The organism is uncultured Tissierella sp. (assembly GCF_902479755.1).
Taxonomy (GTDB): domain Bacteria; phylum Bacillota; class Clostridia; order Tissierellales; family Tissierellaceae; genus Tissierella; species Tissierella carlieri.
Genome location: NZ_CABSQO010000064.1, coordinates 1 through 13,231, shown reverse-complemented (window position 1 = coordinate 13,231; position 13,231 = coordinate 1). Strand labels below are relative to the sequence as shown.

13 protein-coding genes and 2 other annotated features are annotated in these 13,231 nt (G+C 30.8%); of the genes, 2 read left to right on the top strand and 11 right to left on the bottom strand.

The genetic code is table 11. The annotated features are described in order from the left end of the window. Window positions 1-294 precede the first annotated feature (294 nt). From RDK80_RS19180 to RDK80_RS19140, 9 genes are all read right to left on the bottom strand, one after another. Window positions 295-999 (bottom strand): ABC transporter ATP-binding protein, encoded by a 705-nt coding sequence (locus tag RDK80_RS19180; RefSeq protein WP_308525215.1) that lies wholly within the window; start codon window positions 997-999, stop codon window positions 295-297. Further along, the gene (locus RDK80_RS19175) at window positions 993-1,775 is read right to left on the bottom strand and encodes an ABC transporter ATP-binding protein (RefSeq protein ID WP_094903972.1); all 783 of its coding nucleotides are present in this window, start codon (window positions 1,773-1,775) and stop codon (window positions 993-995) included. The genes RDK80_RS19180 and RDK80_RS19175 overlap by 7 nt, the downstream gene beginning before the upstream one ends. Continuing rightward, the gene (locus tag RDK80_RS19170; protein WP_094903971.1) at window positions 1,753-2,703 is read right to left on the bottom strand and encodes a branched-chain amino acid ABC transporter permease; all 951 of its coding nucleotides are present in this window, start codon (window positions 2,701-2,703) and stop codon (window positions 1,753-1,755) included. Before RDK80_RS19170 ends, RDK80_RS19175 begins: the two co-directional genes overlap by 23 nt. 11 nt (window positions 2,704-2,714) lie before the next feature. After that, a complete protein-coding gene (locus RDK80_RS19165) occupies window positions 2,715-3,599 on the bottom strand; it encodes a branched-chain amino acid ABC transporter permease (RefSeq protein ID WP_094903970.1) in 885 nt (294 codons plus the stop codon). An 82-nt stretch (window positions 3,600-3,681) separates the two neighbouring features. Further along, window positions 3,682-4,854, bottom strand: a complete 1,173-nt coding sequence (locus RDK80_RS19160; protein WP_094903969.1) for an ABC transporter substrate-binding protein — start codon at window positions 4,852-4,854, stop codon at window positions 3,682-3,684. Between the two features lie 144 nt (window positions 4,855-4,998). Continuing rightward, window positions 4,999-5,230, bottom strand: a binding site (T-box leader). 164 nt (window positions 5,231-5,394) lie between these two features. Next, the gene (gene thpR / locus RDK80_RS19155; protein WP_094903968.1) at window positions 5,395-5,946 is read right to left on the bottom strand and encodes an RNA 2',3'-cyclic phosphodiesterase; all 552 of its coding nucleotides are present in this window, start codon (window positions 5,944-5,946) and stop codon (window positions 5,395-5,397) included. A gap of 636 nt (window positions 5,947-6,582) precedes the next feature. After that, window positions 6,583-7,410, bottom strand: a complete 828-nt coding sequence (locus RDK80_RS19150) for a TPM domain-containing protein (protein ID WP_308525214.1) — start codon at window positions 7,408-7,410, stop codon at window positions 6,583-6,585. Then, a complete protein-coding gene (locus RDK80_RS19145; protein WP_094903966.1) occupies window positions 7,404-8,450 on the bottom strand; it encodes a hypothetical protein in 1,047 nt (348 codons plus the stop codon). The genes RDK80_RS19150 and RDK80_RS19145 overlap by 7 nt, the downstream gene beginning before the upstream one ends. 39 nt (window positions 8,451-8,489) lie before the next feature. Next, on the bottom strand, window positions 8,490-9,692 hold the full coding sequence (locus RDK80_RS19140; RefSeq protein WP_308525213.1) for an SPFH domain-containing protein: 1,203 nt from the start codon (window positions 9,690-9,692) through the stop codon (window positions 8,490-8,492). A gap of 184 nt (window positions 9,693-9,876) precedes the next feature. Continuing rightward, window positions 9,877-10,095, top strand: a binding site (T-box leader). 152 nt (window positions 10,096-10,247) lie between these two features. Between RDK80_RS19140 and tnpA the strand changes: the two genes are divergently transcribed. Both tnpA and RDK80_RS19130 read left to right on the top strand, forming a co-directional pair. Next, window positions 10,248-10,712, top strand: a complete 465-nt coding sequence (gene tnpA / locus RDK80_RS19135) for an IS200/IS605 family transposase (RefSeq protein WP_308525212.1) — start codon at window positions 10,248-10,250, stop codon at window positions 10,710-10,712. A 233-nt stretch (window positions 10,713-10,945) separates the two neighbouring features. Then, window positions 10,946-11,980, top strand: coding sequence for a TIGR00300 family protein (locus RDK80_RS19130; protein ID WP_308525211.1), 1,035 nt, complete (start codon window positions 10,946-10,948; stop codon window positions 11,978-11,980). Between the two features lie 34 nt (window positions 11,981-12,014). Here RDK80_RS19130 and RDK80_RS19125 read toward each other — a convergent pair whose 3' ends face one another. Both RDK80_RS19125 and RDK80_RS19120 read right to left on the bottom strand, forming a co-directional pair. Further along, window positions 12,015-12,395 carry a hypothetical protein gene (locus RDK80_RS19125; protein WP_094903963.1) on the bottom strand — a complete coding sequence of 127 codons (381 nt, stop codon included), beginning with the start codon at window positions 12,393-12,395 and terminating at the stop codon, window positions 12,015-12,017. Window positions 12,396-12,781: 386 nt separating this feature from the next. After that, entirely contained in the window at window positions 12,782-13,171 is a 390-nt protein-coding gene (locus tag RDK80_RS19120; RefSeq protein ID WP_201260031.1) for a RidA family protein, read from the bottom strand. Window positions 13,172-13,231 lie beyond the last annotated feature (60 nt).

The window sequence follows — 13,231 nt, the reverse complement described above, 5'->3', positions numbered from 1 at the left end:
TAGAGCAATTCTATGAAGATATTGTACTATTTTTTCATATTTAGTTTACAGAGCCAATTATGATTACATCCGTATATTATTGGCATAATTCTATAAAGTATTCAATTATATTGATAAATTATATGAAGTTATATAAAAAAGGTTCTCACAAAGCATTAGAAGTATCTTTCCTTGAAATACATTAAGGCCAAGTTAATATTTAAAAAGAATAATTGCAAGAACTTTTCTATAGATTTAAAAAAACCTATAGACATAATTTAAAATAAATAATTAGTCTATAGGCTATATATAATATTATCCCTCAAGGTAAGCCTTTCTTACCCTTTCGTCTGCTACCATTTTTTTTGCATTACCTTCCATTTCTATTTCTCCATTTCGAATTATATAGGCTCTATCTGCTGCATTGAGAGCCATATTTGCGTTTTGTTCTACTAGAAGAACCGTAGTTCCTACCTCATTTATATTTCTTATAATAGAGAATATTTCCTTTACTATTATTGGAGCAAGCCCCATAGAAGGTTCATCTAATAAGATAAGTTTTGGCTTCGACATTAGAGCACGACCTATTGCAAGCATCTGTTGCTCTCCTCCTGATAATGTTCCAGCCATTTGCTCTTTTCTTTCAAGAAGTCTTGGAAATAAAGAAAATATCTTTTCAAAGTCCTTCTTAATTTCTCCTCTATCGTTTCTTGTATACGCTCCCATCTCCAAGTTTTCCATTACGCTCATCTTAGAAAAAATTCTTCTTCCTTCTGGAACATGAGATATTCCTAACTTAACAGTATCTGTAGCATTTAAAAAATTGATTTTTTCTCCATTGAATTTTATTTCTCCACTTTTAGGTTTCTCCATTCCAGATATAGCCTTTAAAGCTGTAGATTTTCCTGCTCCATTTGCACCAATAAGAGTAACTACTTCTCCTTCTTCTATCTTGATGCTTACATCTTTAAGTGCATGAATCCCTCCATAATATACATTTACATTTGAAAGTTCTAACATTGTGCTGCCTCCTCACCTAGATAGGCCTTGATTACCCTTTCATTTTTTTGTATCTCCTCGGGTACACCACTAGCAACTAAATATCCGTAGTCAAATACAAATATTCTTTCACAAATATTCATAACTAATGACATATCATGCTCTATCAGGATTATTGTAAGATCAAAAGTCTCTCTTATCCATTTAATTAGAAAGTTAAGTTCCTTAGTCTCTTTAGGATTCATTCCTGCAGCTGGCTCATCTAATAATAATAATTTTGGCTTTGCAGCTAAAGCCCTTGCAATTTCAAGTCTTCTTTGATCACCGTAAGGAAGATTTTTTGCAAGCTCATCTTTCTTATCTAATAGATTAAATTTACTAAGAAGTTCCATTGCCTCATCATAAGTATTTTTTTCAGATTTATAATATGAAGGCAGTTTAAATAAAGCTGAAACTACACCATATTTTAGACCATTATGAAATCCAATGAGTACATTATCAAGTACTGTCATATTTTTGAAAAGTCGTATATTCTGAAAAGTTCTAGAAATTCCATAGTGAGTAATTTTATGGGGTTTTAAGTCTTTAGCCGTTACTTCTTTCTCCAAATTATAAATTATTTCTCCTGATGTAGGAGTATATATACCAGTCAATAAGTTAAAAAATGTTGTTTTTCCAGCACCATTTGGCCCAATTAGACCAATAATTTCTCCCCTATTTATATCTAAACTAACATCTGTAATTGCTTTGATACCACCAAAGCTCTTTGATAGATTACTTACTTTCAACACTGACATCTTTTCTTCCTCCCTTCTTAAATATTTTAAATTCTTCTTTACCTAAAAGTCCTGTCGGTCTATAAACCATTATCACAAATAAAATCAGTGAATAAATTACCATTCTAAGTTCAGGTATCCCTTGAAGAAATAATGAAATTATTGATAATAGAAGGGCCCCAATAATTGATCCTGTAATGCTACCCATTCCACCAAATACAACAATTACTAGTATATCAATTGATTTCATAAAACCAAAAGAGTCAGGTTTTATAAAATAAAAGTAATTAGCATATAGTGATCCTGCAATACCTGCAAAAAAAGCACCAATAGCAAAGGCTAAAACTTTATAGAAAGTAGTATTAATTCCCATAGCCTCTGCTGCTATTTCATCTTCTCTTATGGCTATACATGCTCTACCGTGATAAGAATTGATAAAATGTTTGATTAAAAATACGGTAGCCACAGTCATTATAAAAATCCAAGTCCAATTTGTATATTGAGGAATGTCATTAAATCCAATAGCTCCACCTATATAATCAATATTTAATGCTAAAATCCTTATAATTTCACCAAATCCAAGAGTAGCTATAGCTAGATAATCACCTTTTAATCTTAAAGTTGGAATTCCAATAAGAACACCAGCAAAAGCTGCTATAACTCCTGATGCCAATATGGCTGCTATAAATGGCTGTCCCAATTTAGCAGTAATTACTGCTGATGTATATGCTCCTATTGACATAAAAGCTGCATGACCCAATGAGAATTGACCTGTAAATCCAGTAATTAAATTTAACCCAGTAGCTAATATAATATTAATTCCAACAAGAAAAATGTTTAATTGGAAATAAGAGTCTATAATACCTGCATCCATCAAAATTTTCACTAGAAAATAAATTATAATCAATAGGCTAAAACCTATAGTCTTTTTTTTGTCTATTTTTTTCATTTGTCTTCCCCCTATACCTTTTCCTTTATAGTCTTTCCTAGAAGTCCATTAGGCTTAAATAATAAGACTATAATAAGTATTGAAAAGGCAACAGCATCTTTGAATACTGACCCTCCATAAGCAGAGACAAGAGTTTCTGTCATGCCAAGGAAGAACCCTCCAAATACTGCTCCAGGAATAATGCCTATTCCTCCTAATACTGCCGCAACAAATGCCTTTAATCCTGGCACTGTTCCCATTAGAGGATTTATAGTATTATAATAGACTCCAACCAAAACTCCAGCGGCCCCTGCTAATGCAGACCCAAGAGCAAATGTAGCTGATATGGTTTTGTTTACATCTACTCCCATAAGTTCAGCAGCATCTTTATCTAGAGAAACAGCTCTCATTGCCTTACCTATTTTAGTTCTATGAACTATATATTGAAGTCCAATCATCAATGCAATAGTTATTAAAATAATATAAATATTTTTTGTATCTAATATAACTCTTCCGTCAAACAGAGTCAGTATTTTACTTTTTAACACTTCTGGAAATGTTCTTGTATCTGGTTTTACAAAATACACCATGGTATATTCTAAAAATAGTGATACAGATATAGCAGTAATAAGAGCAGCAATCCTTGTAGAATTTCTTATAGGCTTATATGCTATTTTTTCTATTATGATTCCAAGAACACTACAAACTAACATTGAAATTAGCAATGAAGGAAAAAAACCTAATCCTAGAAAGGTTGTTAAGGCAAATCCTACATATGCTCCTATCATATAAATATCACCATGGGCAAAATTAATTAAATTTATTATTCCATATACCATGGTATAACCTAATGCTATTAGAGCATATATGCTTCCAAGTGATATTCCATTTATTAATTGCTGTAATAGTTGTTCCATTTTTAACTTCCTTTCTATAATAAGTCTATATGAACAATGTCTTAAAAGAGCTAATTATCTAAAAGACATTGTTCACTTTTAATTATTTTGGATCCAATTTTTTCAAGAATGTTGGAACCCCATCTTTCATTTCTATTATTGTCACAGATTTTACTGGGTTATGTTTTTCATCTATTGAGACAGTTCCCGTTACCCCTTTAAAATCCTTAGTTGATGCAATAGCATCTTTTAATTTTTCTGAGTTTACTTCTCCTGCTCTCTCTAAAGCATCCTTAAGAAAATATCCTAAATCATATCCTAATGCATTGAAAGCATCAGCCTCTTTACCATATTTTGCTTTGAAGTTTTCTTTAAATTTTACTACTTCTTCTGCTTCATCCATTGGAGAATAATGACTTGAATAATAAACCTGATTTAAAACATCTTTTCCTGCAATTTCAGTAAGCTTTGGTGATTCATATCCATCAGCACCAAGTATTGGTACATTTAATCCTAGTTCCCTTGCTTGTCTAACTATTAAACCAACTTCTTCGTAATAACCAGGAACAAATAATACTTCTGGATTTAATCCCTTAAGATTTGTCAAAACTGCTTTAAAATCTGTATCTTTAGCTTGATAAGCTTCTTCAGTTAACACTTTACCACCTTGAGATGTAAAAGTTTCTTTAAAAGCCTTTGAAAGTCCTTTAGCATAATCAGATGTACTGTCAGCTAATATTGCTGCATTTTTAAATCCTAAATCCTTTAAAGCAAATTCTGCCATCATAACCCCTTGGAAAGAATCGCTGAAACAAGTTTTAAATACATATTCTCTAACATTTCCATTGCTATCAACTGTAACATCATCTGCCGTTGCTGAAGCTGATATCAGAGGAATCTTATTTTGAGTTGCTGCTGGTATTGCAGCCTTTGTATTTCCAGATGTAGCTGGGCCAAGTAATGCAACTACCTTATCTCTAGTAACTAATCTTGTAGAAACATTTGCTGATTCTGTATCTTCTGATTTATTATCAACTTTAATAGGTTGTATTTGTTTTCCAAGAACTCCACCATTTTTATTTATTTCTTCGATAGCTAGCAATACTCCATCACTTAAATTTTGACCATAAGTGGCAACATCACCTGATAACTCATAGTTTACTCCGACTTTTATTGTATCTGAATTAGCTTGATTACTTGCTGGTTTAGATGTACATCCTGCAAGAAGACTTAATATAAGAACTAGTGATAATACTCCTAATAATTTTTTATTCATTTAAAACACCCTCCAATTATAATTTTTGAAATAATATTTTTAAGTATTACATCTTCCTCTTGGTTTATATTAATCACCATAAAAACAGGCCTTATTTTTATGAAAAATTGTTCTAAAAAAGCCTCTACATGTATGTTAAATACATGTAGAGGCTGTTAAAGCGTTACCACTCTACTTTATAATTATCTCACGATAATTAACTCACTAGGTTCAAATTTAAACCCTGACCTTTTAACGGAGTCTACCGATATGGCTTACTTAGTTCAGCCATATAACTCAGAAGTGATTGCTTCCTATTATATCAACACTGGTTCTCAGCTACTCCAGCTCTCTGTACTTGATTATTTAATAGTTCACTCTTCATCTTAGTTTTATGATTAAATTTGATATCAGATTGCAATCTTTTTTGTATTTAAAAACTAATATAGCACGATAAAGTAATGCTGTCAATGGCTTTTTTGAAAATATTTTTTAAAAAATTTCAATTGACTAAATTTTCAACCTTATTCCCACCATAAGTATTTGTATTTCTTATGATTTCTAGCACTTGGATTTAAATTGTTTTACATAAATTGGAATATAAGTTAATTGACCATTTTTTCTTGTACTCTCCATAATGGAAATCTTATTTACAGTCATTTTTACTTTATCAATTTCAATCGAATTTTTTATATTATTAAATTCTTCTGTAAGGATTATTTCTCTGCCTAAAGTTATATGTGGAACAAACCTTCTTTCTTCCTTTGGATATTCATAAAATTCTAACCTATCTTCTAAATTAGAATATAATAAATCTAATTCCTTATTCTGTTGTAATCCTATCCAAATTATTTTTTTATTTTTCCTAGGGAATTCTCCAAGTTCTTTAAAAACTATTTGAAAAATTTCTCGATTTAATGATATATAATTAATAATCTCTTTTAATTTATTTAGCTCATGCTCCTTCACTTCACCAATAAATCGAAGTGTTAAATGAAAATTTTCTTTGCTAGTAAAATTACCTGCACTACTATGGTTCTTAACTATCTGCTGTATTTTATATAAGTATTCCTTTACTTCTTCTGTAAACTCTATAGCTAAAAAAACACGCATAATTTTCCCTCCTAATAACGATTCTATAGAATATTATATCCAAAAACTTCAAATTTCCTTATTATAATTAATATGCTAATCAAATTCACTAAGATTAAAAATTATCAACCTTGATGTTTTATTTTTTATTTGGTATTATTAAATAACAAGTATACCCCATGGAGGTTTGTTTATGAAAGAAAAATTCCTTAGCATATTATCAGTTTTTACAGCTTTTGGTGCAGCTTTTTGCTGAGGCGGTGGATTAATATTAGCGTCCCTAGGTCTAGGGACAATAGGTACAGCTTATTTATCCAACCTTACAAAATACAAGCCTATTTTCGTTATAGTCACTGCTATTTTAATGTATTGGTCCTATAGTTTAATTGAAAAAAGAAATTCTAACAGAACAACTAAAATAATCTTTTGGATTTCTGCTGTTGTTTCAATTTTAATTTTATATTATCCAACCATTTTAAGTTTGATTTTAAATCATTAGAAACTTGAATTAGATAGATAAAAAAACACAAATCCTCCTTTAAGATTTGTGCTTTTTCATTTTTCACTAAGAGTTATTAGATATTTTAAATACTTATATTACTATTGAATTTTTTGAATCTATAAAATATAGAATGGCAGAATCCCATACACATCTTGCTAAAACTTTCTTCCTCCTCCACCATGGCTTCTTCCACTAGAAGAATTATGAGTTGTACTTTTACCACTGGAAGAATTAGAATTGTTTGTAGGCTTAGGTATAATCCTATGAGTCACAAAAGTATCTACTAATTTATCTTCATTTGAAGTTAATTTTACCAAACTATTATTTCTATAGGAAAAGGGATTTACAACCCTCGGTGTTTTATATCTTGATTTAGTAGTAAAATAAAACAGACTACTAGTTACTATCCCACCAATTATACTAATTATTACATCAGTAAATGTTAGGATGTTTTTAGGTTTTATATATTCAGGCTCATTATATTGATTTGAGGGAATTCCAGCCTCTAGATAATCTTTAGTCCCCCTTAAAAATCCCATAGCAGCTCCATAGTAATCACCTTCAACTAAGCCACTATCAAATACAATATCTAATATCCTTTCTATCCTTGCATCTGTCAGATATCTAATTCCTATTCCGGAGGTGGATATATAGGCTTCTCTATTATCCATATCTATTAAGAATAATATACCATCATAGTTATCTCCTACCCCAAAACCTCCATAGTCAAAGAAATCGTCTGCATATTCTCTTGACGTTTTACCATCGGTATCACTAGTAGTTACAATAACTATATCCATATTATAATCATTGGATAAATTATTTACCTCAGTTTGTAATTTGATTATTTCGTCTTCAGTAAATAACATAGCATCATCAAATACTAAGGATTTTTCAGCTGATACAGTAATTGGTTGTACAATTAATATAATTAATATAAAAGATAATATTAGAATTATTAATCTTTTAGATAGACTTACCATATTAACATCCCTCCTATTAAAAGAGTGATAAAAGTAACTATAAATATTATCATAGCTACATTAAATGCTTTCTGTTTGTTAAAAGGCAGTTCTCCAAAAGATTTGCCCGTTTGACCATTTACTGCATATACAAAGGTTTTTCCCTTATAAAGGTAAGTTAATATCCATGTTGGTAAAAGAGTATAGCTCCATTTATTATAATTTACCTTAGAATTATTTCTTATATCATTTACTAAATTAAATCCAGATATAGTTTCATCTATTAAAGATTTTGAGTATTTACCAACTCTATCTTCCACTTTAGGAATAATATCTTCTTTTTCCATATCATATTGTTCAGCAAAAAAACCTGAGAGATATGCCATAGAAAAGTCTATGATCTCATTTTCATTATACGGTGCTATACCATTTAAAAGTGTGTCATCTATTTTAGTAAAAGCTACTTCCCCTACGTTTTCTATATTAATCTGACCTTTTCTTACGATTTGATATTTTTTAGTTTCTGTAAATTCTCTATCTCCACTGCGCCATACTCTAATATTTCTCGCCTCTCCTATATAATCTATATCAACTTCACAGTCAGCCCACCAATATGGTAAATATATTCCAGTTATCTTTTCTAATTGTGAATTGCTATAGAAATCATTAGGAACGAATCTCTTATTTTGTGCCCAATCTAGAAAGTTTTGTTTTGCTTTGTTCTTATCAACGGAAAATGGTATTAGCTTATTAGGTTGAAAGTTACCTATTAACCTATCTGATATTATAACTGGATTATGACAATAATAACAAAAAGTAGCCGTAGTAGTATCATCAGTGACTATTTTCGCTCCACAACTATTGCATTCATAGGATGATAACTGCCGAGAATCTATATTATTATGATAAAGTTCTTCTTTTTCATCTTTTTCAGTATATATATCATCTATTTCTTCTTCAGTATATTCACTTAAACAAAAATCACATTTGAATTTTTGCAGTGCAGGTTTAAAATGTATTCCTGCACCGCAACTTGGACATTTATAACTCTTTATAGTCATAGCCCACCTCTTTCCTAAATAAAGAATACTTAGATTATATTAAAATTTGGTTCCACATTCTGGACAAAACTTTGGAATCTCACCACTTGGTTTATATCCACAGTTAGAACATTGTTCTGGAGTCGCTCTTTTTGTTCCACATTCCGAACAAAAATTACCTCCATTTTTTGTACCACAATTACTACAGAACCAATATCCTTTATTAGGTATACCTTGAGCCTGACTTTGTTGATTTTGTTCTTTAGCCATTTGATTTTGGTTAGATGCTGATGCAGCTCCCATAAAACTACCTGCCCCCTGCATTCCTACTCCCATACCCATGAAAGCAGATGCAGCTCCTCCTTCATTTGATCCAGCAGCTTCTAACCCTCTAGCAATAGAACCCTGTACATAGCCCTCACGTACTGATGGATCACCTAACATGGCTCCTTTATTTCTCATATTAATTAATTCTTTAGACTCATCATCATAAGAAATATTAGCTATGCCTACAGATTGTATTTCCATTCCTCTCATTCTTTTCCATTCCTCATCTAGGATATTTGCCATATATTGACTCAATTCCCTGCCCTTTGAAGGAACATGAGATATACGGATTCCATCAACTGACATTTGATTCATTGCCGATTGCAAAGCTTCTAAAAACTCAGATAAGTATTGCTCATTAATATCCTCAATATCTACTTTGTCCTTATTTCTTGGTATTGCTTCCACAAAAAATAGTAGTGGATCTGTTATTTTTATAGAATAAGTTCCAAAGGTTCTTAAAAATAGCTCTGAATTATAAAAATTATCAAAGTAGTTTAAAGGATTTGGAGTCCCAAATTTTATTCCCTTTATCTCTTGTAGGTTTATATAATATACCTTTTGAGAAGTAGGTGTTACACCACCATATTTCACACGTTGAAATGATTCATCTAGAGCTTCTTCAAAATTTCCATTAAAAAGAGATGGTAAAGATGAATTATCTACTTTATAATATCCTTCTTCAGCAGTATAATCTATAACCTTTCCCCCATCTACAAGTATCATAAACTGATTTGGATATACATGAATTATTGATCCATTTGAAACTGTATTTTCTGTCCCCTTTTTATTTGCCCCTCTTCTATCATCTTTTCTGACGGTTATACCAGATGTAAATACAGTATTATCACCCATATCGTTTGGTTCAATTATCTCCAACCATTGATCAGCAAGAGTGCCTCTTATGGCTGAACTAAGTGCTTTTATTAGTCCCATTTTTACTACCTCCTAAGAATATATTAATTTAATATATTTAGTGCTATATCTTTAATTTTATACCCATTTTAAAATTTTTCAATTTAATATATAAAATTAATCATATAATTATAAAAATAATTAATTTTTTCTAAAAAACACTTGACAATTAATTTTATAATGAATATAATATTTTCTAAATAAATATTTGGCCTTGAAGAGGACTAGTAAATAGAAAGATTCTAAAAGGAAGGAAGATCCATCGACTGAAAGATTTTCTAAGATTACTTCTTTTGAACCCACCCTCTAAGCTGCAAATGAAAAAATTTGTCCGTTTCGCCAACGTTACAGGCTTCAAGAGGATTAAGTTTTATTTACTGCTTAATCAATTTGGGTGGTACCGCGAATTACCTTCGTCCCAGTATTGGGATGAAGGTTTTTTTATTGTTTATGAATACCACCCGCTAAGCGGGTGGTTCCAAAGAGCTTTCAGCGGTGAACAGAAAATAAGAAACCTCCTTTGATATAATAAAGTTAGGTCTGACCAACCAAACTTAATCGAAGGAGGTATCCATAATGGATAATAATAGTTTATCACATACGAAATGGGATTGTAAATATCATATAGTTTTCGCACCAAAATATAGAAGACAAATAATATATGGAAAGATAAAATCAGATATCGGAAAGATATTGAGACAGTTATGTGAATATAAAGGAGTAGAAATAATAGAAGCAGAAGCATGTAAAGATCATATACACATGCTAGTAACTATTCCACCAAAACTTAGTGTATCAAGTTTCATGGGGTACTTGAAAGGAAAAAGTAGCTTAATGATATTTGATAGACATGCCAATTTAAAATATAAATATGGGAATAGGCATTTTTGGTGTAAAGGATATTATGTGAGTACAGTAGGTAGAAATAAAAAAGTAATAGAAGAATATATAAAGAAACAATTACAAGAAGATATAGCATACGACCAATTAAGTATGAAAGAATTTGTAGACCCTTTTACTGGGGAAAAAATAAAAAACTAAATATAAGAAGAACCCCTTTAGGGGTTGCTTGAGAAAATAAAGCGGTTGGCAGACCTTTCAATGTGTCTTGAGACACAGCAAGTACCATGCCCTTATAGGGCTAGAGCAAACCACCCGTTTTACGGGTGGTCATGATTATACCCTAACACAATGAGCGTAACGAGTAAATGAATTTGAGTTTCGAAACTGTAAAAAGTCGTTTAAATTATCAATTAGTGAAAGGAGAATTTAAAATGGAGATAAATAAATTCAAAAATAAGAATATAAATAAAAATATAGTGTTAAAAAAAGTAGAGCAGGATAAACATGTTCCTGATGACTTTTATTCAACTACAAATTATAAAACTCTGGTATTTTATAATAATAAATGGATAGAGGTAAAAAAGCAAAGAATGGATGCACTTATAGTCATAGATGAACAAGGTGCATCATGTAAAAAACTAAGAGATATAAGAAAAGGTGATATGGTAGTATGTAGTGATTCGGGAGTTAAAATTCTAAAAGATAAGAATGCAATGGTAGAAGATTCTTTCAACTTTATGAATAGTTCTGTCTCTTCCGAAAGAAGAAATAATATTATTATAAAAGATTTAGCCTATGAATTATTCTATAATGACAAGAAGTTAACTGTAGTTGCTGGGCCTGTTGTAGTCCATACAGGTGGAGACTACTATCTCTCAGAGCTTATTAAAGGAAATTATGTTTCCAGTTTATTAGCTGGAAATGCCCTTGCAGTTCATGATATAGAAAAAAATCTCTTTGGTACTTCCTTGGGAGTATGTGCAAGATCAGGTAAAGTAACCCACAATGGCTATAGAAATCATATGAGGGCTATAAATCAGGTTATGGAATATGGCTCCATAAAAGAAACCGTTGAAGCAAAGATACTTCGCTCAGGTATAATGTATGAATCTATAAAAAATCATACTCCATTTGTCCTTGCGGGAAGTTTAAGAGATGATGGTCCATTACCAGATACAATTACTGATATGATCGAAGCTCAAGAAGCCTATAACAAATATTTACAATCTTCAGATATAGTTCTAGTCCTTGGATCTATGCTTCACGGGATTGCCAGTGGAAATATGCTTCCTGCAAAGATCAAGATGATATGTGTAGATATTAACTCTGCCGTGGTTACAAAACTATGCGATAGAGGAAGCAGTCAAACTATAGGTATTGTCACTGACGTAGGGTTATTCTTAAATCTATTGGTCTATGAAATTGAAAGCCTAAAAAATAACATAGGCACTAGATTAGCAACCTAGTGCCTAATTACTAATATATGAAATTAAATTTACATTAGTGTATTCCATCAAATTCAATTTCATGTTGGATGATCTCATTTATACGCTTTTCAATTCTATCAAGGTCAAAGTTTGCTTCTTTCTTTATGCTTTTTCTAAGCATAGGTCCAATCTGCCCAATATCATCTCCTATATCGTATAAAAGCTCTAGGGCAGCAGAAGCCTCCAGTTCATTTCTTGGTATTTCCACCATTCTTGCTAATATAGAATTTTCAGTTTTGGATGCTATTATTGGAGATTTTACTTCCTCAACATACACAACAGTTCTTCTCCCCGGTCCCCGATCATCCTCAATAGGTTCAAGGCTAATGATTTTATCAGAACGAGCAAACTTACCATAGCCTAATGGAACCATTACTCCTTCTTTAATTTCCATATAAAACACCACCAAGTTAAGATTTTTATCAATATATTTTAGAATTAAGCATTATTATTTTACTCATTCCTATGGTATTTATACAAAATTCATACTCTATACATAAAAAGACATATAACCTCATTAAATGAATCTTATTGTATAAACTGACAAATTTAAATCTTCATTAATAATATAGAATATATCTTACATATTTTCTTAAATAGATTTGCTATCTGAATGCTTAATTCAAGTTAATATATAAATAAATTCTTTAAATCTCATGTACAATAATATTATCTTTTTTAACAATTTAGATATTTATTTTTCATTATAAGAGTAATTAATTCTATATAGAATAAATCCTCCTAGAATCATTAAACTTTATCAAGGAGGATTATTATTAACTATTTATTTTGTGGCTTTTTTGCAATTAATTCTATTTCAACATCTGCACCAAGTGGCAGTTCCAAAACTGCTATAGTCGTTCTAGCAGGATAAGGTTCCGAAAATTGGGTTTTATATACTTCATTCATTGCAGAGAAATTCTTCATATCTGTTAGATATACATTTACTTTTACTACATCATCTGATGTAAGATTAGCTGATTCTAATATTTTAAATAAATTGATAAAGCATTCTTTTGTTTGTTCAGTTATATTTCCTTTATCAGTTGGCATGGGATCTGCATTCATCACAGTTTGTCCTGATAAAAAAACTAGCTCTCCAGCATCAACTGCATGTGAATATGGTCCTGATGCCGATATACCATTTGCATTATAAGCTTTTCTTACCATTATTGTCCTCCTCGTATAATATAGTTACAGTTTAATAACTGTATCTCTTTTCTATCTCAC

Bases quoted from the DNA above. Each gene is read 5' to 3' on its own strand.
- tnpA (WP_308525212.1), top strand. From the start codon at position 10,248: ATGGATAATAATAGTTTATCACATACGAAATGGGATTGTAAATATCAT.
- RDK80_RS19170 (WP_094903971.1), bottom strand. From the start codon at position 2,703: ATGAAAAAAATAGACAAAAAAAAGACTATAGGTTTTAGCCTATTGATT.
- RDK80_RS19145 (WP_094903966.1), bottom strand. From the start codon at position 8,450: ATGACTATAAAGAGTTATAAATGTCCAAGTTGCGGTGCAGGAATACAT.
- RDK80_RS19140 (WP_308525213.1), bottom strand. From the start codon at position 9,692: ATGGGACTAATAAAAGCACTTAGTTCAGCCATAAGAGGCACTCTTGCT.
- RDK80_RS19130 (WP_308525211.1), top strand. From the start codon at position 10,946: ATGGAGATAAATAAATTCAAAAATAAGAATATAAATAAAAATATAGTG.
- RDK80_RS19160 (WP_094903969.1), bottom strand. From the start codon at position 4,854: ATGAATAAAAAATTATTAGGAGTATTATCACTAGTTCTTATATTAAGT.
- RDK80_RS19150 (WP_308525214.1), bottom strand. From the start codon at position 7,410: ATGGTAAGTCTATCTAAAAGATTAATAATTCTAATATTATCTTTTATA.
- RDK80_RS19180 (WP_308525215.1), bottom strand. From the start codon at position 999: ATGTTAGAACTTTCAAATGTAAATGTATATTATGGAGGGATTCATGCA.
- thpR (WP_094903968.1), bottom strand. From the start codon at position 5,946: ATGCGTGTTTTTTTAGCTATAGAGTTTACAGAAGAAGTAAAGGAATAC.
- RDK80_RS19165 (WP_094903970.1), bottom strand. From the start codon at position 3,599: ATGGAACAACTATTACAGCAATTAATAAATGGAATATCACTTGGAAGC.
- RDK80_RS19120 (WP_201260031.1), bottom strand. From the start codon at position 13,171: ATGGTAAGAAAAGCTTATAATGCAAATGGTATATCGGCATCAGGACCA.
- RDK80_RS19175 (WP_094903972.1), bottom strand. From the start codon at position 1,775: ATGTCAGTGTTGAAAGTAAGTAATCTATCAAAGAGCTTTGGTGGTATC.
- RDK80_RS19125 (WP_094903963.1), bottom strand. From the start codon at position 12,395: ATGGAAATTAAAGAAGGAGTAATGGTTCCATTAGGCTATGGTAAGTTT.